The 21,301-nt window shown below is 69.9% G+C and carries 14 protein-coding genes and 6 pseudogenes; 16 read left to right on the top strand and 4 right to left on the bottom strand.

Going from position 1 to position 21,301, the window contains the following annotated elements; genetic code table 11:
- Positions 1-201 precede the first annotated feature (201 nt).
- Positions 202-285: pseudogene (locus tag ACZ4W9_RS39180) on the top strand (transposase); the annotation flags it as partial.
- 292 nt (positions 286-577) lie between these two features.
- On the opposite strand, the gene ACZ4W9_RS39185 reads toward ACZ4W9_RS39180, so the two are convergent.
- Positions 578-3,565: a S8 family serine peptidase gene (locus tag ACZ4W9_RS39185; protein ID WP_467944017.1), complete on the bottom strand. Its 2,988-nt coding sequence runs from the start codon at positions 3,563-3,565 to the stop codon at positions 578-580.
- A 275-nt stretch (positions 3,566-3,840) separates the two neighbouring features.
- Here ACZ4W9_RS39185 and ACZ4W9_RS39190 point away from each other — a divergent pair, with 275 nt between their 5' ends.
- From ACZ4W9_RS39190 to ACZ4W9_RS39200, 3 genes and pseudogenes are all read left to right on the top strand, one after another.
- Entirely contained in the window at positions 3,841-4,824 is a 984-nt protein-coding gene (locus tag ACZ4W9_RS39190) for a helix-turn-helix domain-containing protein (protein WP_467944018.1), read from the top strand.
- Positions 4,825-5,132: 308 nt separating this feature from the next.
- A pseudogene (locus ACZ4W9_RS39195) lies at positions 5,133-5,252 on the top strand (IS5/IS1182 family transposase); the annotation flags it as partial.
- A gap of 490 nt (positions 5,253-5,742) precedes the next feature.
- Positions 5,743-6,183: an Lrp/AsnC family transcriptional regulator gene (locus ACZ4W9_RS39200; RefSeq protein WP_467944019.1), complete on the top strand. Its 441-nt coding sequence runs from the start codon at positions 5,743-5,745 to the stop codon at positions 6,181-6,183.
- A gap of 325 nt (positions 6,184-6,508) precedes the next feature.
- Here the strand turns inward: ACZ4W9_RS39200 and ACZ4W9_RS39205 are convergent.
- Both ACZ4W9_RS39205 and ACZ4W9_RS39210 read right to left on the bottom strand, forming a co-directional pair.
- Positions 6,509-6,840 (bottom strand): annotated as a pseudogene (locus ACZ4W9_RS39205) (hypothetical protein); the annotation flags it as partial.
- Between the two features lie 215 nt (positions 6,841-7,055).
- Positions 7,056-7,175: pseudogene (locus tag ACZ4W9_RS39210) on the bottom strand (hypothetical protein); the annotation flags it as partial.
- A gap of 779 nt (positions 7,176-7,954) precedes the next feature.
- Here ACZ4W9_RS39210 and ACZ4W9_RS39215 point away from each other — a divergent pair.
- Positions 7,955-8,107, top strand: coding sequence for a hypothetical protein (locus ACZ4W9_RS39215; protein ID WP_467944020.1), 153 nt, complete (start codon positions 7,955-7,957; stop codon positions 8,105-8,107).
- Between the two features lie 973 nt (positions 8,108-9,080).
- Positions 9,081-10,055, top strand: a pseudogene (locus ACZ4W9_RS39220) (hydroxyacid dehydrogenase); the annotation flags it as partial.
- Between the two features lie 693 nt (positions 10,056-10,748).
- Here ACZ4W9_RS39220 and ACZ4W9_RS39225 read toward each other — a convergent pair.
- Entirely contained in the window at positions 10,749-11,780 is a 1,032-nt protein-coding gene (locus ACZ4W9_RS39225) for a helix-turn-helix transcriptional regulator (RefSeq protein WP_467944021.1), read from the bottom strand.
- 121 nt (positions 11,781-11,901) lie between these two features.
- Here ACZ4W9_RS39225 and ACZ4W9_RS39230 point away from each other — a divergent pair, with 121 nt between their 5' ends.
- The 10 genes and pseudogenes from ACZ4W9_RS39230 to ACZ4W9_RS39275 all read left to right on the top strand — a co-directional run.
- Complete coding sequence (locus ACZ4W9_RS39230; RefSeq protein ID WP_467944022.1) at positions 11,902-12,558, top strand: LysE family translocator; 657 nt, start codon at positions 11,902-11,904, stop codon at positions 12,556-12,558.
- A gap of 45 nt (positions 12,559-12,603) precedes the next feature.
- Positions 12,604-13,974, top strand: coding sequence for a diaminopimelate decarboxylase (gene lysA / locus ACZ4W9_RS39235; RefSeq protein ID WP_467944023.1), 1,371 nt, complete (start codon positions 12,604-12,606; stop codon positions 13,972-13,974).
- 55 nt (positions 13,975-14,029) lie between these two features.
- Entirely contained in the window at positions 14,030-15,190 is a 1,161-nt protein-coding gene (locus ACZ4W9_RS39240; RefSeq protein WP_467944024.1) for a PLP-dependent transferase, read from the top strand.
- Positions 15,187-16,254 carry a pyridoxal-phosphate dependent enzyme gene (locus tag ACZ4W9_RS39245; protein ID WP_467944025.1) on the top strand — a complete coding sequence of 356 codons (1,068 nt, stop codon included), beginning with the start codon at positions 15,187-15,189 and terminating at the stop codon, positions 16,252-16,254. The genes ACZ4W9_RS39240 and ACZ4W9_RS39245 overlap by 4 nt, the downstream gene beginning before the upstream one ends.
- Positions 16,233-17,231 carry a 2,3-diaminopropionate biosynthesis protein SbnB gene (gene sbnB / locus ACZ4W9_RS39250; RefSeq protein ID WP_467944026.1) on the top strand — a complete coding sequence of 333 codons (999 nt, stop codon included), beginning with the start codon at positions 16,233-16,235 and terminating at the stop codon, positions 17,229-17,231. The genes ACZ4W9_RS39245 and sbnB overlap by 22 nt, the downstream gene beginning before the upstream one ends.
- A 28-nt stretch (positions 17,232-17,259) precedes the next feature.
- Positions 17,260-18,021, top strand: a complete 762-nt coding sequence (locus ACZ4W9_RS39255) for an iron-containing redox enzyme family protein (RefSeq protein ID WP_467944027.1) — start codon at positions 17,260-17,262, stop codon at positions 18,019-18,021.
- Positions 18,022-18,087: 66 nt separating this feature from the next.
- On the top strand, positions 18,088-19,362 hold the full coding sequence (locus tag ACZ4W9_RS39260; RefSeq protein WP_467944028.1) for an ATP-grasp domain-containing protein: 1,275 nt from the start codon (positions 18,088-18,090) through the stop codon (positions 19,360-19,362).
- Positions 19,363-19,378: 16 nt separating this feature from the next.
- The gene (locus ACZ4W9_RS39265) at positions 19,379-19,741 is read left to right on the top strand and encodes a hypothetical protein (RefSeq protein WP_467944029.1); all 363 of its coding nucleotides are present in this window, start codon (positions 19,379-19,381) and stop codon (positions 19,739-19,741) included.
- An 82-nt stretch (positions 19,742-19,823) separates the two neighbouring features.
- Positions 19,824-21,008: an MFS transporter gene (locus ACZ4W9_RS39270; RefSeq protein ID WP_467944030.1), complete on the top strand. Its 1,185-nt coding sequence runs from the start codon at positions 19,824-19,826 to the stop codon at positions 21,006-21,008.
- 1 nt (position 21,009) lies between these two features.
- Positions 21,010-21,301, top strand: a pseudogene (locus ACZ4W9_RS39275) (ATP-grasp domain-containing protein); the annotation flags it as partial.

Consider the following 21,301-nt stretch of genomic DNA (forward strand, 5'->3'; position numbering starts at 1 on the left):
TCCCCGCCCCCCCCCCCCTCCCCCCTCTCCCCCCCCCCCCCCTCCCCCCCCCCCCCCCCCCCCCCCCCCCCCCCCCCCCCCCCCCCCCCCCCCCCCCCCCCCCCCCCCCCCCCCCCCGCCGTCAGGTCTCGAAGACACCGACCCGGCGCATCGCAACGGACACCTCGCTGACAGCAGCGTGAGAAGTCCACCGAGAACACGGACTGGCTGACCGTCTACCGCCTGCCCCCGTATGCACCGGACCTCAACCCCGTCGAGGGCATCTGGCCGCTGCTGCGACGAGCCACCAGGTGCGGTAGAAGGTGTTGTCGGGGATGCTGCCGAGGTACGCGCGTCCTGCCGCCCGGTACAGCAGGCGGGCCCGCCGTCCGGAGAGCGGCACCTCGTGGCCGGGCAACTCCTCCAGGTCAGGCGTGCGAACAAGGTGGACATCGTCATCGACTTCTCCAACGGCGAGCTGGAGACCGTCCGCAGAGGAGCGGGCGACACCTCGCGGCTCGAGTAGCCGGCGCCTGCGAGGCACGCGTGCGGGGGCGGCACGCGTGTGCGTGCCGCCCCCGCCGGTGGGTGCCGGGATTCAGTTGAGGGTCAGGAAGGAGCCCGCCCCGTTGCCATACTCGATCCAGGCGCCGGACCGGGCGTCCGCCGGGACGCCGGACCAGGCGGCGGTCAGGTCGGTCGGCACACCGGGGGTGACGCGGGCCCGGCCGGGCGTGACCGTGACCTTGCCGGTGACGGGACTGTCCGCGGTGATGTGGTTCACCTGATAGGTGTACGGAGTGACGGTATCGTCGCTGGTCCCCATGGCGACCAGGGACACGAAGATCGAGTCGGCCGTGGGATGCGGCACGGTGACGGTGACCGTTCCGTCACTGTCGGGGATGGCGACTTGGACGTCCTGGAGGACCCCGCCGACCTTGTTGCCCCAGAGGAGGCCCGTGATCGTGTCCTCCGCCGCGTCGAAGCGGACCGTGATCTGCGACGCCCTGGTGCCGGAGGGGATCTCGGCATCGTAGGCGATCTCCTGCATCCGGGTCAGGGTGCCCTCGGTGGCGGGCGAGGAGACCGGTCCGTAGGCGGTGGCCGTCAGGGTGCTGGTGGCCGGGGTGACCGAGAATCCGGTCGAGCCGCTGGAGCCGGAGCCCTTGATCTCGGCGGGGGCGCGGACGATCTGGGGGGTGACGACGATCGGGCTGCGGACGGTGGTGCGGCCGGAGGTCCAGGTGAGGGATCCGGTGTCGGCGCGTCCTGCGGGCGCGGTGGTCACGTCCAGGGTGACGGTGAAGGTGAGCTTCTGACCGGGGTGGCTGAAGTGCAGTACGGACGGGCTCACGGTGGCCTTGATGCCGGGAAGGTCCACCCGGGCGCGGTAGGTGCCGGCCGCGGTCGCGGTGACGGTGCGGGTGACGGTCTGCTTGCCGAAGAGGTCGCCGATGGCTATGGACGGGTAGTTGAGGTCGCTCGGGTCGATGGCCTCGACGCCGGTCCCGGTGTCCACGCCGGAGCCTTCGAGGTACGCGAGCCAGTCCCGCTCACCCGAGTCGTAGACGAGTCCGGGCCGCAGCATGGCCCGTGCGTCCACCTCGCCGGCGCCCTGCGCGAAGGCGTCGTCGCTGTTCTCGCCGTCCGCGGTCTTCGTCGGCGTGGCGGTGGTCATCATGGCCGACTTGATGCTCATCGGGGACCAGGTGGGGTGCGCCGAGAGGTAGAGCGCCGCCAGGCCGGCGATGTGCGGGGTGGCCATGGAGGTGCCGGAGTAGTAGTCGAAGTCGTGGCCGTGGTTGCCGTCCGGGGACACGGCCGCGAGGATCGTGACGCCGGGCGCGGTGATGTCGGGCTTGAGCAGGTCGCCGTTGCCGACGAGCGAGGGGCCGCGCGAGGAGAAGCCGGCCACCTGCGGGTAGACGTCCGAGGTGCCTCCCTGGATGAGGGTGGCGGTGGCTCCGTCCGTGGCGGCGTAGGTGCGAACAGCGGTCGCGTCGGGGGTGTTGAGGTGGACGACCGGCAGGCTGTGCAGATCGCCGTCCGTGCTCTCGTCGCCGGGGTTCACCAGGACGACACCGATGCCGCCGGCCCGCCGGACCTCGGCGGACTTGTCGAGGCGGGAGTTGTAGCCCCGTTCGCAGACGACGATCTTCCCGGCCGTGCGGGCGGGGTCGAGGGAGCCCGGCATGCAGTAGTCCGCGTAGACGTCCACGGTATCGGGGTCCCGGACCGCGGAGCCCAGGACGAGCGGGGCGGGGCCGACCTGCCGGCGCACGGTGGTGCTGATGCCGGTGTAGCTCGCGCCGTTGCCCAGGGTCACGGTGCCGGTGTGCGACGCGATGGTGCCGGCGGCGACCGTGGTAGTCCAGGGCGCGGTGTTGTCGAGGCTGGACGCCTTCGGGCCGGAGTTGCCCGCGGCGGTGGCGACGAAGACTCCGGCCGCGGCGGCGTTGCGGAGCGCGACCTGCGCCGGGTTGTTGTACGCGCTCTCGAACGTGCCACCGAGCGAGTAGTTGATGACGTCCACGCCGTCGGCGACGGCTTGGTCGATGGCGGCGACGAGGTCGCTGGTCAGACCACCGTCCGACTCGCCGTCCTTGCTCTGCCAGAGGGCCTTGTAGACGGCGATGGCGGCTGCGGGGGCCACGCCGGAGACGGTGCCGAGATCCTCACCGCCGACCTTGGCGCGGACGTTGGCGTTGCCGGCCGCGGTGGCCGCCGTGTGGGTGCCGTGGCCCTGGCTGTCGCGCGGGGAGACGTATCCGGCGCGGTTGGACTCCGGAACGGCGTCGAACCAGGCGTCGCCGAAGTAACGGGCGCTGATGACCTTCTCGTTGCAGGCCGCGGCGGTGAAGCTGTCGCCGGTCTGGCAGGTGCCCTTGAAGGTGCCGCCGTCCGTCTTGTGCATCACGGTGGTCGTGCCCACGCGGTAGGGGCGGTAGCGGTCCTTCGTGCCGGGCTTGCGGGAACTCAGGGCCGGGGCGTCGAAGGAGGAATTCTCGGGCCAGATGCCCGTGTCGATGTCGCCGATGACGATGCCCTTACCGGCTTCGGCGGTCCCGCCGAGGGCCTTCCACAGTCCCTTGGGGCCGGAGAGTCCGAGGAAGTCGGTGGAGCTCCGGTCGTCGGTGGCCTGGTGGAAACGGTCGGGGGCGATGTTCACGACGCTCCCGGTGTGGGCGAGGCGCACCAGTTGGCGGGCATCGAGCCGGGCGCTGAAGGTGTTGGTGGTGACCGCGTAGTGCTGCCGGACGGTGGCGCCGACCTTCTGGGCGACGCGGGTCTGCTGGTCCGTCAGGTGGGTGCGGTACCGCCTGGCGGCGGCCGATGTGACATCGAGCTTGCCGCCCTCGGCGGGCTTCGTGGCGGCAAGGCCGCCGACCCCGCCGTCGTAGGTGACCAGAGGCTCGTCGGCGAGGGTGACCAGGTAGGTGCCGGTGGCGGATTCGGTGATCGCGGCGGCGGGGACGGCGGTGGCGGTCGTGGCGAGGGGAAGGCTGAGTGCGGCAAGGGCGGTGGTGAGCGAGGCGGCGAGGGCGGCTCGCCGGTTGCGCGGCATTCTTCGCGGCAGAAGTGACACGGACTCTCCTCATGGATTTCCACGCACGCCGGAGAGGCAAGCGCGGTGCTCGCCTGCGGCGTGCGCTGGGGGCGGGAATCTCTGTCCGTCTGGCACCAGGGCCGACTGACGGGCGGTCCGGGATGAGTGAACGCTGTGCAAATACCGACTGTCCAGATAACGTGATGGCGTCTTTGGCGTGGTGACCAAACGCGCCACGCATGGGAAGACCGGTCGGCCCGCAGCGGGGCATGGGCCTCCGGCGCTGTCCTCTCGCATGGCAAGGAGGGCCGGTTGTGCTGGAAGCCGTGGGGGTGAGCGCGTTCGACGAGAACGTGTACCGGGCGGTGTTGTCGGGACAGCAGTGCACGGTGGGCGATCTCGCGGAGAGCGCGGGCGCCGGGGTGGCGCGTACCAGGCAGGCGTTGAAGCGGCTGGCCGGTCTCGGCCTCGTGCGGCGGGTGGGCCGGGGCCGCTGGGAAGCGGTGAGCCCCCGGTCGGCGCTCTCGGCTCTGCTGCACCGGCGTCGGTCCGAGGCGGAGACGATGTACGGCGAGGTGGAGGCGGAGCTGTCGGGCCTGCACCGCCTTTACTGGGCCAATCAGTTGAGGTCGGACCCGGAAGCCCTGGTGGAGGTGCTCTCGGACCCGAAGGTGATCGCCCGGCGGATCGAGGAGGTGAACCGGTCCGTCACCACCCATTTATGGACGCTGGACAAGCCGCCGTACCTGGACGCGGTCGGTCAGCCGCACTTCCACGAGCAGGAGAAGGCGACCACCCGCGAGTGGGTGGAGCGCGGCGTGGACATCCGGGGCGTGTACTGCCTGGAGTCGATCGATCCGCCCGGCCGGATGGAGACCGTTCTGCGGCTCGCCGCGCTCGGCGAGAAGTCTCGGCTGCTGCGCCATCTCCCCTTCAAGGCGCGGATCGTGGACCGCAGGGTGGCGATGGTGCCGCTGACCGGTGGCAGCAAGGAATCCATCGTGCTCGTGCATCCGTCGGGCCTGCTGGACGGGCTGATGGAGCTGTTCGAGGCGTACTGGGAACGCGCCGAACCGCTGCTCGCCCATCAGGTGGACGAGGTGGAGGAGGGGCCTACCGAGGAGGAGCTGGTGCTCGTGCGTCTGCTGCACGCCGGCTTCAAGGACGAGGCGATCGCCCGGCAGTTGGGGGTCAGCGTCCGCACGGCGACGCGGCGGGTGGCGGCTCTGATGCGCACACTGGACGCCGGTACGCGGTTCCAGGCGGGGGTCCGGGCGCGGGAGCGCGGCTGGATCTGAGCCCGCCGGGGGTTGCCCGGCCTTCATCCCCTCGTGCGTCCGGTCCTTGAGAGCGTCGCCCCGGCGACTGCGGAGCACTCCCCGCCGGGGTCGCCGCTCTGCCGGGAGGCCGCCGCCACCGCGCGGGCGGGTGCGGGCGGCAGGGGATGTTCAGGCAGGGACGAAGAGAGCCGACGCACGAGCCTCGTACAGTTGCGCTGGCCTCATGCAGGCCGAGCTGCGAGAACGTCTCGGCGGACAGCCCGCTGCCGTCGGACGGCACGCTGAAGCCGAGCACCTCGAACAGCCCGCGCAAGTCGGGCGAACACTCCCTCGCTCAGTTGAAGTCCCGGCGCCTGCTGCGGCGAGCCAGATGTCTCACCCGCCGCATCGGCAACATGGTCCGGGCCGTCCACACCCTCCTGATCATCTGCGGCTACGCAGGATGAAAGAGGCTCAGTGCCTGACTTCGTCGGGATTTCGCACGTTCACCGCGTCGCGCCGCAGCCGGAACACTGCCGGTGGCGGCAGGGGCGAGTGTCGGCTCGGGCACGGCCGTGGCCGGTGAGATCCTGCCGATCGGCAACGCCTCCGTTGGCCACACCTGCGTGAACACGGCTGGCCTGCGCGATGATCGCTGCCGGTGGACCTGAATCGGTACCCGGCCGGCCCCAGGATGTGGGGCCGGCCGCGGGGTGCCGGGGATACCCGCGCACCTGTCACCTGGTCAGAGTCCGCGCCGTAGGGGTTGGCCGGTGCAAGCCTCCTGCCGGGGATCACCCGGACACCATGACGATGACAGGACTGCGGTCCCCGGGCGACAGGCCGGGCATCATCACGCACATGTCGAGCGTGATTCACTCGGTTTGTAATGAGCAGTGGAGCTTTCAGCGCGCGACTTATGCGTGGCGCGCATGTTTCGGGGAGTTGGCCGTGGACATGATCGACCGTCACATACTGAACATCCTCCGCAAGGACGGGCGAGCGCCCGTGTCGGAGATCGCACGTGCTGTGGGACTCTCGGCTGCTCCGTGCGCCCGCCGCATAGAGCGCATGGAGAGGGCGGGTGTGATCCGCGGCTACACCGCGGTCGTCGAGGACAGCCGGGCGGGCATGCTTCAGGCGTTCATCGAGATCCGCCTGCTCGGAGCGACCGACAGCGACGAGATCCAGGGCATCTCCGAGAGCATCCCGGAGATCGAGGAGAGCCACAGCATCGCCGGCACGTCCGACGCCCTGCTCAAGCTCCGGGTCCGGGACGTGACCCATCTTCAGCAGGTGATCAACGCCGTACGCCGGACCGGCAAGGTGGAGGGCACCAGGACCTTCATCATCATGAACACCTGGACCCGCGCGACCGAGCAAGCCGGCACCCCGTAACCCCGAAACGGCATCACGCCCGAGGCTCGGAGGCCATCCGCCTGCCGTCGGCAGGCTTGTTCACCCGAACGGGGTTCCGTCGCCCCGCCTCGGGTCCAGGGCGGAGTGGCAGGTCGCCCGGGCGGCTCTGTCAGTGTCGGCACGGCTTCAGGGGCCGGCCGACCGAGGGCTTCTGCCACCGGCAGGTGATCGATACCGGCCGCTACACCGCCGACGACGGTGTCAAGTGGCGGAATCCGCTGAAGGATGTGACGTCATGGCGGCGGGTGCACGGCTCTGCAGGCCGCTGGCAGGTGACGGACGTGCGCCCGTGTCGGCGAGGGCATCAGCCCCGGGCGGCGCGGGCAGTGGATAACCGCGAAGCCCACGTCGTGACCTCGGTCAGATGCCCGGGCTGTAGACCGAGGCGTGGGTCGGGCCGAACGATGAGGGTCGCCGCTTCCTTCACGGTGTGATCCACCGCCCGTTCATGGTCGAGGCCGGTGAAGTCGTCGTCGATCCAGACGGCGGGGGCGTCGCCCAGCCAGGCGTCGACGTGGTCACGTGCCACAGGTAGCCGTTGGGGTGGCTGGTGGTGATCTGCGGAGACGGGGATCGACGTACGACAGGGGGGGGCGGAAGGCCGAGGAGCGGGCCGATGAGAGTGGTGGCGTCCTGGTGCCGCCGAGCAGCACCTCGACCGGCATGTGGGTGCCCTTGCGGTCCCCGGCCTTCTTCTTCGCCGCCGCCAAGAACGCCTCGTGGACCTTGGTGAAGCCGCCTTCCGCGCGGGCTTGCGTGAGAGCCGAGGCCCCGGCGAACGCGCCCGGCTTGACCAGCAGGATCTCCAGGCAGTGGTCCAGCAGGCCGTGGTAGGTGTAACGCCTGGTCAGCCGGGGATGCCGGGCGACGACCTTGCGGCCGTTGACCACCCACAACTCGTTCGCCCGCAGCTTGACCCGCACTTCGGCACCGATAGCCTTCGCCGGCAACGAGAGGTAGCACTGCCGCACCGTGACGGGAGTTGCGCGCGACGACTGGGTTCAGGCCGATCTCGCAGTCGTAGCCGTCCGCCGACAGTGGCCGCAGCCGCTCGCGCTCGGCCTCGAAGTCGAACCCGATCGAAGGCGGCCGACCATGGATGTGCCGGGCGTCTTCGGCGACACCGATCGCGGCCGGCCGATCGTTCAGCTCCGCCAGCGACTCCACCGCCAGCGGCGGGACCAGGTGCTTACGGCGGAACCGGCCACCCTTATGCTCCACCTCGCCTCTCATGTGCGCCGCCCTCGCCCGGTGCGCAGTAGAACGCGGAGAACTGGTACCTCCAGTCTGAAGCGGCCGAACAGCACCTGCTTGACCGCCGGCTTCAGATCGTCGTGCCGGATATGCGCCGACGGTACCCCTCCCAGCGTCCTGAACGCCTCTACGTGCTTTTCCAGGAACGCCTCCTGCGAAGCGGTCGCTCAGACCCGGTGCACCGCCTTGCCCGAGTAGGACAGCCGGCGTGAACAGCACGCACTTGCGCCACTGCCGGCCAAGTCAAGCCAGAAGTCCGCGAAATCGACCTCCGCCTCCTCGCCAGGCCTCTTCGCCTGCGGCACCAACCGTCCGGGTGCCGACGGCCCTCATGGTCCTCCGCCCGGATCTGCGGACGCCGCTTGGACACGTACTCCCAGACCGTGGTCGGCGCCTGGCCAGCTCGGAGTCGTGCTCCGCGGCCAGTCGCCCGATGATCTGCGGCTTGTGCTTCTGCTTTGTCGGAGCGTCCAAGTCCTCACGCAGCATCGCGTCGATGAAGCCCTTCACCGGCTCCAGCACGCTCCTGCGCGGCGGTGGCGATGTGCGTTTCGGCGGTATTGGCGACTCCAACGTCTTCTTCACCATGTTCCGCGACGCCTTGAACCACGCGGCGAGCTCGCGCCCCGACAGGCCCTGCTCGCGCTGAGCCTGTCGGACCCTCTCGAACAGCCACTCACGTGACCTGTGCACCAGCGGCCTCCCTGGCCTGGACCGTGATCGCACAAGCACAGCGTGAGGCCGAACAGCTCAAGCCGCACCGAACTCCGAAAGCTGTATGTTCCGCACATCACGCCAAATAGCCTGCAAACTCACTGAAGTTCCACTGGCTCCCAGACAGGCCGGATCGGCGGCTCTACTTCGTCCCGAAGCAAACCTGCAGGGCGACGGACGGCCTGGAGCGGTTCGGATCGGCTGGTCATAACACCGGCCTTATGTCTGATGGGAGGTCCCCTTTTTGCCATGCCCACGCTCATACTCGGGCGCGTCCCCATTGACTCCCCGTCATGGAAGTGGAGCAGACGTGCACCCCACCAGACTCACGGCGGCCCTCACAGCGCTCGCGCTGACGGCGGGCCTCGGGGGCGCCCTCGCGAGCACCGCCGCTGCGGCCACCGGGGGCGGTTCCGCCCCTGCCGCCTCGCACCACCTCCGCTTCCGTGCCCGCCCTGCCTCCCGTCGGCCCGGGCGGGTGAGGAGGGTATCGGGGCGGGCGGGCATCGTATGCGGAAGAAGTGTGGTGGCCCGCGACGTCGGTAAAAGATTTGTCCGCCGTTGAATAAATCGCATTAAGTTTGTCCTGTCGGGCACCCGAGCCGGTGATTCGCGTGGAAGGTATATCCCGATTTGCGCACCTGTCTCCGGGTGTTGCCTACGGTTTACGACGAGTGCCGTTTCTGTTACTCGGCCTGCCGTGATGGCAAGGTAACTGCTCGTGCGGCTGCGGAACCCGCTGGTCGCGCATTGAAAAAAGGGGAAGAAGTGAAGCGCCTTACTGCCTGTCTTGTTTTTTCTGGCTCTGCCGCAGAGTTCGGCGTTCGTACAGATCTCGGCTGGGGCTGACCACCTGCCAGGGTCAGGGCATGCATCGCGCCTCGCAGAAACGAAAGGTAATTTTGACAATGTCTGACTCCAGCCTGCCGGTTGTTCTCATCGCGGAAAAACTCAGCCCGGCGACCATTGACGCTCTGGGACCTGATTTCGAGATCCGGTACTGCGACGGCGCTCACCGCCGCGAGCTGCTTGCCGCCGTGGCCGACGCCGACGCGCTGCTCATCCGCTCCGCGACCCAGGTGGACATCGAGGTCCTCGAGGCCGCCGGAAAGCTGCGTGTTGTCGCCCGCGCGGGAGTCGGTCTGGACAATGTGGACGTCGCTGCGGCCACCCGGGCCGGCGTGCTGGTGGTGAACGCCCCCACCTCCAACGTCGTCAGCGCGGCCGAGCTGACCATAGGTCTGCTGCTGGCGACAGCACGCAACATCGCCTCCGCGAACGGCGCCCTCAAGGGCGGCCAGTGGGCGCGCTCGCGCTACGGCGGTGTGGAACTCAGCGGCAAGACGGTCGGCGTGGTGGGTCTGGGCCGTATCGGTTCCCTGGTCGCGGAGCGGCTGCGGGCGTTCGGGATGACGATCGTGGCCTACGACCCCTATGTGACGGACGACCGCGCCGAACAGCTCGGCGCTGAGCGGATGGACCTCGACGAGTTGCTGCACCGCTCGGACTTCATCACCATCCACCTGCCCCGTACCCCGGACACCGTCGGCCTCATCGGGGAGGAGGCCCTGCGCAAGGTGAAGCCGGGCGTCCGCATCATCAACGCGGCGCGCGGCGGCATCCTGGACGAGACCGCGCTGGCCCTGGCCTTGAAGGAGGGCCGGGTGGCCGGTGCCGGACTGGATGTTTTCCAGTTCGAACCCATCACCGAGTCCCCGCTCTTCGATTTCGACTCCGTCGTGGTCACCCCGCACCTCGGTGCCTTCACGGCGGAGGCGCAGGAAAAGGCCGGAATATCGGTCGCGCAGTCGGTCCGTACGGTGTTTGCCGGCCGACCGGTGCCGGAGGCGGTGAATGGCACGGTCCTCGCAGAACGCGTTCAGTGAGGGTGCCGAGGGGCTCGGCACGGCACCACTCGCGTGCGCGTTCCGCGGCAAGCAGGACCGCCGGCCGTATTGAGCGGTAACGGCGCTCCCCGTTCCGGGGCGACTGCACGGCCATCCGGGATGGGCAGCCCGCCGGGCGTCACCAGGCCGAAGAGGGCGTTGCGCAAGCGGCCTTGCGTCCCCGCTGGACACGCTGGCCGCATCCGGAGTCCGGCGCCTCGTGGTCATCGGGACGAGCAAGGCGCGGCCGAGACCACGAGTTCCCGTACCGCGGCTTCGTCGGCGCGGAGGTGTGTGCGGGGTCCGAACCAGGGCCCCGGCCCGCGGACGACGCGACTCCATGCAAGCGCCGTACCGGCGCCGATATCAAGGAGGCCGCGCGCGTACGCGAGCCGTCCTCCGGCCTGATCACCCGCGTTCGGCGCGGCTCGCCTCGGTGTCGGCCGGGTCGGCTCCCGGTCCTGCCGGTCGGAGCGGTACGGCGCGCGGCCGGACGGTCCCGTCTCCGGTTGCGCGCCGCCCCCGTTCAGTCCTGGACGGCGCCCGACAGACGCGCGGCCCTGGACCTCGACGAGGTCCAGGGCTTCGGGCGGGCTGTACCTCACGCACTTCCGCTTCGCTCCGGGTCGAACGGGGAGCGGCTGGCGGGATGCCGCGCGGAGCGGCCATGGCGCCCGGCATCCGGCCGCGTCAGTCGTTCGCCGAGTGGCCGGGGCCGTCCGAGAAACGCAGATTTCCCTGGTACTCGCGCAGCAGGTAGCCGGCGTGTACCCGGCTCTTGGCGCCGATTCGCTCCATGATCTTCGCGATGTGGCGCTGGCATGTCCGGACGGTCATCCCCATGCGCCGGGCGATGACTTTGTCCGACTCTCCTTGGACCAGCAGCCGGACGATGTCCTCCTTCGTCTTGTCGGAGACCTGGATGGCCTGCGCCCGGCTCAGATTGACCGGGAAAGGGTCCGCCTGGCGCCACATCAGTTCGAAGGCGGCCACGGCGAAGGAGACCACGCTCGGCGCCCGTACCACCAGCGCCGCTTCGGGATTGCCCTTCTGCTCGATGACGACGACCTCGCCGTCGAATGCGATCATCCGCATGAAACCCTCGCCCAGCGTGCGCACCTCCGCCCCGAGGTCGCTCACGATCTCGACGTAGGCGGTGGTGTTGGGGTGGTACTGCGCGGTGTGCTGGTAGAGCGTGCGCATCCGGACTCCTCGCTGGAGCAGCCCTTCGGTGCGGTCCATGGCCTCGCGCAGCACCTCCTCCCTGCGCCCGCCTCCCGGCTGCGAGGTGAGCACCTCGTGCTGCGCCTCGGCGGCGAACCGGTCCAACGCGCGGCGCACGCTGGCGACATCGGGCAGTTCCTCGAAGATGGGCTGGCGCAGCCGCCGTTCCAGGGCGCTTTCATAGACGGGCACGAGCTCCTGGCGCATTCGGTCCGCAGCGTCCTGGGCCCGGCGTGCCTGTTCGACGACGGGGCGTATGAGGGACTCTACCGCGGCATCGGGAGCGGCCGCCGCGTAGCGCCTTCTCTCGGCATTCACAGGCAGGAGCAGCCGGCGTTCCACAAGGCCCCGGAAGGCGGCCGTCATGTCCTCACTGCCCGCGCCATCGACCTGCGGCAGTTCGTCAAGACTTACGTCGGCGCGTTCTACGGCAAAGGTATACAGCGCTATTTCCGCCCCAGAGAGATCGGAAAGCGCCCAATCGTGCTGTATGTCCATTTTATCCATCCGTCCAAAACTGCACTCGCCTAATAAGTATGCATCTCAGCGCCCCCGCGGCCGGTCTTCGGTGGCAAGCTTGAGGCGTCTGCAGGGAAGGTGCGCGGCGAAAAGGCCGCCAATGGAAGGTGTGGAGCGGCAGCCCGTCATGGATGTTCAAAGTGCGTCGTTCTTTTCCTTCCTTGCCGCAGCCGCGGTCGTGTGTTTCACTCCCGGGCCGGACATGCTTTACGTCATGTCTTTCGGGGTGGCGCAGGGCCGTCGTGGCGGCGTCTCGGCGGCGGCGGGCGTCGCGGCCGGCATGTTGGCGCACGCGGTGCTCTGTGCGTTCGGGGTCTCCCTTGTCGTCTCCCGCTATCCGATGCTTCTGTCGGCTTTCAAGGTTGTCGGGCTCTGCTATCTGATTTACCTTGGTGTGTCGATCATCCGCGACAAGTCCGATATGGCGGTCAGTACAGCACGGGCGCGTCAGGACTATGGACGCATCGCCTACCGCGCGATGCTCGTCAACCTGGCCAACCCCAAGGTCATCGTCTTCTACGTGGCCTTCCTGCCCCAGTTCACCTCGTCTGGCTCGGGCTGGCCCGTGCCCGTCCAACTCCTCGTCCTGGGCTTCATCTTCGTGGCCATCGGGTTCGCCGCCGACGCGAGCGTCGGACTGGCCAGTGGGGCCCTCGCCGAACGCTTCACCAACAACAAGGGGCTCACCCGCAAGGTCAACATCGGGTGCGGAGTCGTGATGTTCGTCCTGGCCGGCGTCCTGGCCCTGGACATCTGAGCCACCACTCCACCCCCGGGTCCCGTCCACAGCCCTGCTCCGACCATGCCGCACGACCAGAGGATCGCTGTGCCCGACCAAAAATTTCCCACCGAGCCTGTAGCCGACCGGCTGTCTCTGTCGTCCGGCATATGGCCCATCACCGCCACGGAGAACGAAGAGGGTGCGCTTGAGCTCGGAGGTATGCTCGTCGCCGAAATTGCCGAGCGCCATGGAACGCCGGTCTATGTGTTCGACGAGACGGATTTCCGAAAGCGCTGCTCCCGCTTCCGGGCGGCGTTCGAAGAATTCGATGTATATTATGCCGGAAAGGCTTTCCTGAGTCGCGTCACGGCTCGAATGGTCGAAGAAGCCGGACTCGGTCTGGATGTGTGCACCGAAGGTGAACTCGCCTTCGCCAAGGCGGTCGGTTTTCCGGCCGACCGCATCCTTATGCACGGGAACAACAAGTCCACGGAGGAACTGGCCGCCGCGCTCGACTACGGCGTGGGCCGCATCGTCGTCGACTCCTTCGCCGAACTCGACCGGCTCGGCGACCTGCTGCCCCGGTTCCCCGGCGTGCGCCCCGACGTCCTGCTGCGCGTCACGGTCGGCGTGCGCGCCGACACGCACGCCCACATCGCCACCGCACACGAGGACCAGAAGTTCGGCTTCTCCCTGGTGAGCGGAGAGGCCACGGCAGCGGTGCGGCGGGTGCTCGACGACGGAGTGCTGGAACTGCGCGGACTGCACAGCCACATCGGCTCCCAGATCCTCGGCACGGCCGGGTTCGAGGCCGCCGCCAAGCGGCTGCTGGAGCTTCGGGCGCAGTTCGTCCGCGAAGGTGTCCCGCTGCCGGAACTCGACCTCGGCGGTGGCTTCGGCATCGCGTACACGCCCGAGGACGAGCCCACCGAGCCGGAGGAGATGGCCGACATCCTGCGCACGCTGGTGGCGAAGGAGTGCGCAGCCCTCGGCGTCGACGTACCCCGGCTGGCCATCGAGCCGGGACGGGCGATCGCCGGCCCCTCCGGCGTCACCCTGTACACGGTCGGCACGGTCAAGCACCGCGAGGGCATCCGCACGTTCGTGGCCGTCGACGGCGGCATGAGCGACAACGTGCGCACGGCCCTTTACGACGCCACCTACTCGGTCCGCCTGGCCGGCCGGGCCTCGGACGCCCCGCTCCGGCTGGTGCGGGTCGTGGGCAAACACTGCGACGCCGGTGACGTCGTCGTACGCGACGACCGGCTGCCCGCCGACGTCCGGCCGGGCGACCTGCTCGCCGTGCCGGGCACCGGGGCCTACTGCCGCAGCCTGGCGCACAACTACAACCACGTTCCCCGGCCGCCCGTGGTCGCCGTCGCCGACGGCACGTCCCGGGAGATCGTCCGTCGCGAGACCATCGACGACCTCCTGCGACTCGACATGGGCTGAGCAGCCAGGCACCGCCCGACGCGCATTCCCCGCCACCCGGAACCAGGAGCAAAGAGTGACGAAGCTGCGCCCCGACGACGTCTTCCGCAACAGCATCGAGTCGCCCACCTACCAGAGCGCCTCCTACTACTTCGACGACGCCGGGCACGTGAAGGCCGGCCTGCACGACCGGTCGGCGCCGGCCGGCCGCTACGGCCGCTACTCCAACCCGACGTGGGTGGAGGTGGAGAACCGCCTCACCGAGCTGAGCGGAGCCGAGGCGTCCCTGGTGTTCGCCTCCGGCATGGCCGCGCACACCACGGCCTTCCTCGCCCTGCTGGAGGCCGGCGACGAGGTCGTCCTGCCGTCCGAGTCGTACCGCCAGGTACGCAACGTCTTCCACCACATCCTGCCCAAGTTCGGTGTCACGGTGCACGAGTTCTCCATCCGTGACCCCGAGGAGTTCATCGAGAACGTGCGGTCCCTCAAGGGCCGGCTCAAGCTCGTCCACCTGGAGATGCCCTCCTCCCCGCACATGTACCTCATCGACGTGGCCCGGGTGCGCGAGGCGCTCGGCCCCGAGGTGGTCGTCACCCTGGACAGCTCCTTCTCGCCGCCCCCTAACTTCTACGCCCTCCAGTGGGGCGTGGACCTGGTGCTGTTCAGCGCGACCAAGTACCTCAGCGGGCACGGCGACATCGTGGCCGGCGTCGCATCGGGCCGGCAGGACCTCATCGACAAGCTGCGCTGGTACCGTGACACCACCGGCCCGATCATGGACGGCAACACCGCCTTCCTGCTCCGCCGCAGCCTGTACACGCTGCGCCTGCGCATGGAGCGCGTGAACGCCATGGGGCTGGAGGTGGCCCGCTACCTGGAGAGCCACCCGCGGGTCGACCGGGTCTACTACAACGGCCTGGAGAGCCACCCGCACTTCAAGATGGCCCAGCAGTACCTCCACGGCTACGGCGGTGTCATCACCTTCGAACTCGACATGAGCGAGGCGGAGACGGCCGAGGTCGTGGACCGGCTCAACGTGCCCTTCATGGCCTCCAACTTCGGTGCCCCGCACACGCTGGTGGAGCAGAGCACCTTCTTCACCTACTTCGAGTACTCCGACGAGGAGCTGCGGAGCATCGGCGTCCCGCGCGGCACGGTCCGCCTCGCGCTCGGCTTCGGCAACGACACCCAGGCCGTGATCGACGACCTGGACCAGGCGCTGTCGCGGGCCCGGTGAACACGGCCGTCTGCGACAGGGCGTACGACGCGGGCCCGGCCCGACCCTTCCTCATCCTGCCGGGCTTCTGCCCGGGCTTCAGCACCACCCTCAAGCTGGAGGCGCTCAATCCGGCGGGCTCGATCAAGCTCAAGACCGCCCGGGAGATGGTCACCTCCGCCCGAGCCGAGGGCCGGCTGCGGGCCGGGGCCCCGCTGATCGAGTCCACCTCCGGGAACCTGGGCATCGCGCTCGCCATGGTGTGTGCCGCCCAGCGCCATCCCCTCACCCTGGTCACCGACCCCAACACCCAGTCCCAGAACATCCGGCACATGCGGGCACTCGGGGCCGAGGTGGTCGTGGTGACCGGGCGGGACGCGAACGGCGGCTACCTGCACTCGCGGATCGAGTTCATCGAGCGCCACCTGCTCGCCCACCCGGAGACCGTCTGGCTCAACCAGTACCGGGATCCGGCCGGGGCGCGAGCCCACCGGCGCGACACCATGGGGGAGATCCTCGGCGGGTTCGGCGTACCGGACTGGCTGTTCGTCGGCGTGGGCAGTACCGGCACGCTGATGGGCTGCCTCGAGGCCGTTCGCGAACACCGGCTGCCGACCCGCCTGGTCGCCGTAGACGCGGCGGGATCGGTCACGTTCGGCGACCGCGGTGCGCCCCGGCACCTGCCGGGCCTCGGCACCAGCCGCAAACCCGAACTCTTCGCGGACGACGGGACGTTCACCAAGATCCGGGTGGCCGAAAGCGACACGGTCCGCGCCTGCCGCAGGGTCGCCCGCGACTACGGCCTGCTGCCCGGTGCCTCCACCGGTACGGCCCTCCACGCGGTGTCCGAGCTGCGTGGGCTGATCGAGGACGGTGCCCGGGTCCTCGTGATCGCCCCGGACCTCGGCGAGCGGTACCTCGACACCGTGTACGACGACGACTGGGTGACCCGAATGTTCGGCCCCACGGTGCTCCCCGGTCCCGGGCCGCGCACCCACCACCCGGGACAGCGTCACCCAGTAGCCCCGGCTGTGCCGGCCGGCCCCTCAGATGGGAACCAGACATGCACGAATTCTCCGTCCTGACCGGAAAGGACGTGGCGGAGCTCCTCGCCGGCCGGGAGGCCGAGGTCATCGGCTGGGTGCGGGAGGCGTACCTCTCGCACGACGCGGGCGACACCGTCAACCCGGACAGCCACTTCCTGCGGTTCCCGGACAAGCCCGACTCCCGCATCATCGCGCTCCCCGCCTACCTGGGCGGCACCCGACAGGTCGCCGGCATCAAGTGGATCGGCAGCTTCCCCGCCAACGTCGCCGACGGCCTGCCCCGAGCCTCGGCGGTCCTCGTCCTCAACGACTACGTCACCGGCTACCCCTTCGCCTTGCTGGAGGCGGCGGGCGTCAGCGCCGCCCGCACCGCGGCCTCCGCGGCCCTCGCGGCCACCGCCCTCGGTGCCACGCGACCGGCCTCGGTGGGCGTCATCGGCGCCGGTGTCATCGCCAGAACGATCTGCCAGTACCTCACGGCCGCCGGTGTGCCCCTCGCCGACGTCACCGTCCACGACCACGACGACACCTCCGCCGCGGCGCTGACCGGACACCTCACCCGGACGTACGGCGCGACCAGCCGCACCGGGGACCTGCGCAGCGCCCTCGACTGTGACCTCGTGGTGCTGGCCACCACCGCGCTGCGCCCCTACATCAGTGCCGGCCACACACTGCGCCCCGGTCAGGTGGTCCTCAACGTGTCCCTGCGCGACCTGGCGCCCGAAGTGCTGCTCACCGCACAGAACGTCGTGGACGACATCGAGCACTGTCTCAAGGCGGGCACCTCGCCCCACCTGGCCGAACAGAGGACCGGCAGCCGATCCTTCATCGCCGGGACGCTCGCCGACGTACTGCTCGGCCGCTGCGCCCCGGACCCCGGACGAGCCATCGTCTTCTCACCGTTCGGGCTCGGCGTACTCGATCTCGCCGTCGGCCACCACCTGTACCAGCGTGCCGGGGAAGAGAGCCGACTGCTGCCCGTCCCCGAATTCTTCGGCGACACCAGCCGCTGGTGAAACACCCCGTACGTACGAAAGGACGCCCATGACCACCAGCGTGACACCGCTCGACGCCCACGCCGCCGAGAAGCACGTCCTCGATCTCGCCGAGTCGGTGTACCGCCACCCGGCGCTCAACAACGCCTTCTACGACCTGTGGCGCTCCACCGAACTGCCCGCGGACAAGGTCGAGACGGTAGCCCGCAACTTCTACGCCCAGGTCTCGCCCACCGTGAACCGGCTGGCCCTGGTCTTCCTGCGCATGTCGCCGGACGACCTGGTGGCCCGCTCCGAGACCATCGAGAACATCAACGACGAGATGGGCAACGGTGACCCGGCCAAGGTGCACACCGTCCTGCTGAAGAACTTCTTCTCCGCCCTGCTCTCCCGCATCCGCGGCCACGAGGTCGACTTCGACGACATCGACCCCACCGTCCTGCCCGCCACCCAGCGGCTGGTGGAGCAGGGTGCCACCCTGTTCGGCGACGAGAACGTCAGGGTCGGCTGCGGTGCCCTGCTGGCCCAGGAGTGGCACGCGTACGCCCAGCTGGTCTACCTGTACGAGGGCTCCCGCAACTACCTGCACCACTTCGCGCTCGAAGAGTTCCACGAACACTGCGAGTTCTTCTACATCCACATCGGCGCGGCCGAGAAGGAACACAAGCTGCACGCCGTGTCCAGCTCCGCGGCCCTGTGCCGCAACGAGGAGGACCTCGCCGCCCTGGAACACGGGTTCAACAGCTACCTCGGGCTGCTCGCCGACTTCTGGCAGGAACTGGCCGACGCCGTCGGCGCCCCGGCCGCCTGACACCACACGCCGCACGCATCCGGGCCCCGCACGGCCCGCCGCCGATCCTTACAAGAGGCTGAAGCCATGACCGCCGTACCTCGATCCGTCGTCGTCCTCGTCGACCCCCTGCGGGCCGGCACCAAGCTGGCACAGCTCTTCAACGGGCTGGGCCTGCGCTGCGTAGCCGTCCTGTCGCAGGAGAGCGACTCAGAGTTCTGGCGGGCGTCGTTCCGCCCCCAGGACTTCCTTGTGACCCTGGAGGAAGCCGACGGCTTCGACGCACTGCTGCGCGGTCTGTCGGCGTACGACGTGGCCTGCGTGGTCCCCGGAGGCGAGTCCGGCGTCGCACTGGCCGACCGGTTGACACCGCACTTCCCCGGCATTCCCGCGATGGCGCCGCGGACGGCCGGGGCTCGTCGGGACAAGTACCGGATGGCCCAGGCCCTGACCCGCGACGGCCTCGCCGCGATCCCGCACTGCCGCACGGGGGACGTCGCCGAGGCCCTGGAGTGGTACCGCACCCGGTCCGACGGCCGGGTCGTGGTCAAACCGCTGGCCGGCACCTCCGCCGAGGGTGTGCGGTTCTGTGCCTCGGCGGACGAGGTCCGAGCCGCCTTCGCCGAACTCCTGGCCACTGTCAGCCTGTTCGGACAGGTCAATGACGAGTTGCTGGTGCAGCAGGACATCCTGCACACGGGGGGCGTCGAGTACACCGTCAACTCGGTCAGCTCCCGCGGGCGGCACCACGTGACCGACGTGTGGCGGATGCATCGCCGCATGGTCGGCGCCACCGCCGTGTGCACGTACTCCGACCTCGTCCACCCCGACGAGGCCGAGTACGCGCCGCTCGCCGGCTACCTGTACGACGTGCTCGGATCGCTCGGGATCGACAACGGCACCGCGCACAGCGAGATCATGCTGACGCCCGACGGACCCGTGCTGATCGAGACCGGCGCCCGCGTCGAGGGAGCCTGCGACCCCGGCGCCGTGTACACGGTGTGCGGGCGTAGCCAGAACTCGCTGCTGCCACTCAGCTACCTCGACCCGGAAGGCTTCGCGTACGCGATCCGCAGGCCGTGGCCCGAGCCCCGGCTGTACGCCCGCCACGTGTACCTACTGAGCCCGGTCGAGGGCAAGGTCGTCCGCGCGCCCGACCTCGGCGGCATCCGGGCGCTGTCCACGTTCTACGGCCTGGACACCACCTTGGACTCGGTCCCTTGCCTGGAGCGGACGGTCAACCTGGCGACCTGCCCCGGCAATCTCTACCTGGTCTCCCCGGATCCCGAGCGCATCGAGGCGGACTACATGGCCTTGCGGGCCCTGGAGCCACGCATCTACGCCGGCATGCTCGCCGACTGAGCGAGGAGGAGAACCAGTGGACGTCTTCACCGCACTGTCGACTCCTCGCAGCGTCACGCGACTCCTCGACCCGGCGCCGGGCGGCGAGCGGTTCCGCAACCTGCTGCGGGGCGCGGCCACGGCACCCGACCCCGATGCGCTGCGCCCCCGGCAGTGGATCCTGATGCGCGGCGACCATCTCGACACCGTGGTCGACGGATGCGGCGCCATCGGGCGCACGGGCCTTCTGCGCACGTCGCGGCCCGGGCCGCCCCGGTTGGTGCTCGGTTCCCGCGAACGCCTGCCGGGTGCGTTGGACATCGGCTCGCCCGGCCCGTCTGCACCGCCGCAGCGGCCTCGCACACCGGTGGGTGTCAGGAACCATGTCGCGATTCTTTGAGACCCGAACCGCCCCGCGGCGGCGGGCGCCGGACGCATCGGCGGGCTGGGACCGGTACCGGCGGCTGCTGGCAGTGCCCGGCATGCCGACCACCCTCGTGGCCGGCTTCCTCGTCAAAGTGCCCGTCATCGCGATACCACTGGTCCTGTCCTTGCAGGTCTCTCTCGGTCTGCACCGTTCCCTCGGGGCCGCCGGCCTGGTCACCGGTGCCTGGATGGCGGGCGTGATGGCGGGGGCACCCGTCCTGGGCTGGGCCATGGACCGGCTGTCGACGAGGCCGGTCCTCACCGTCAGCGCCGCGGCGCAAGGAGCGTTCTGGGCGACGGCGGACCGGCTCGCGTACCCTGCCCTGCTCTGCGCCGCCCTGGCGTCCGGACTGCTGCTGGTGCCCGGTTCCACGCTGACCCGGATGGCACTGGCCGCGCGGACGGCGCCGGACCACCGGCAGGCGGCGTTCGCGCTGGACACGGTCACGAGCCAGCTCTCCTATCTCGTCGGCCCCGCCCTGGGCGCCGTCCTGTCCACCCAGGCATCCCCGGCAACGGCCTGCCGCCTGCTCGGCACCGTCCTGGTCCTGGCACTGGCCGCCTTCGCCGTACGCTCCGGACGGCCGTCCCGACCGGCATCGACCCGAGACGGTGCGGGAAATCACGCACGTCCCGGGGGGCGAAACGCCCCGGCCGGCGGGGACGGACGGACCGGAGCGGTCGGCGTCGTGGGAGTGGCGCTCGCCTGTGCCTTCGCCACGGGCACGATCTCCTCCGGCTTCGAGCTGTCCTTGATCGGCCTGTGCCGCGTCCAGGGGGCCGTGGAGTGGGCTGGGTTGCTCATCGCCGCGTGCGCGGTGTACGCGATCCTGGGCGGGCTGCTGTCCGGCGCCCTCGCGATCACCCCCCGTCCGTCCGTCCCGCTGCTGCTGCTCGGCCTGGTCACCTCACCCCTGGGCCTGGCCGGCGACTGGCGCGTCCTGCTCGTCGCCATCGCTCCCGCCGCGATGCTGGCGGCGACGTCCTTCGCGGTGACCGCCGCGGCCTGCGGCGCGGCCGCCACCGAGCACACCCGGGGCCGGGTGCTGGGTCTCTACGGAGCGGCCGTGGCCGGCGGCAACGCCCTCGGCGCCCCCCTGGCCGGCCTGGCGATGGCCGCGGCCGGACCGGCCGGCGGCTTCCTCACGGTCGGCACGGCGGCGGTCCTGGTGGCCCTGGCCTGCTGGGTCCTCGCTGCCCGAACCGGCCGCGCCCGTCCTCTCCCTCCGCAGAAAGGCTGACATGCCCGCAACTCCCCTCGTGTGTGTCGTCGACTCCTACGGTCTGTCGAAGAAACTGGTCGACGCGTTCCTCCGGCGCGGTGCGGCCGTGGTGCGGGTGCAGAGCACCCCGGACGTCCCCGCCGCCTACCGGGGCCCGTTCGACCTGTCGGACTACCGCGACAACATCGTCCATCGAGGAGACCTGGCCGCCACGGCCCGCGCTGTCGCGGCCCACCGGCCCGTCGCCGTGGTCCCCGGCGGGGAGATAGGAGTCGAACTGGCCGACGCGCTGAGCGAGTTGCTGGGCCTGC

The sequence above is a fragment of the Streptomyces sp. NPDC029296 genome, assembly GCF_055569255.1.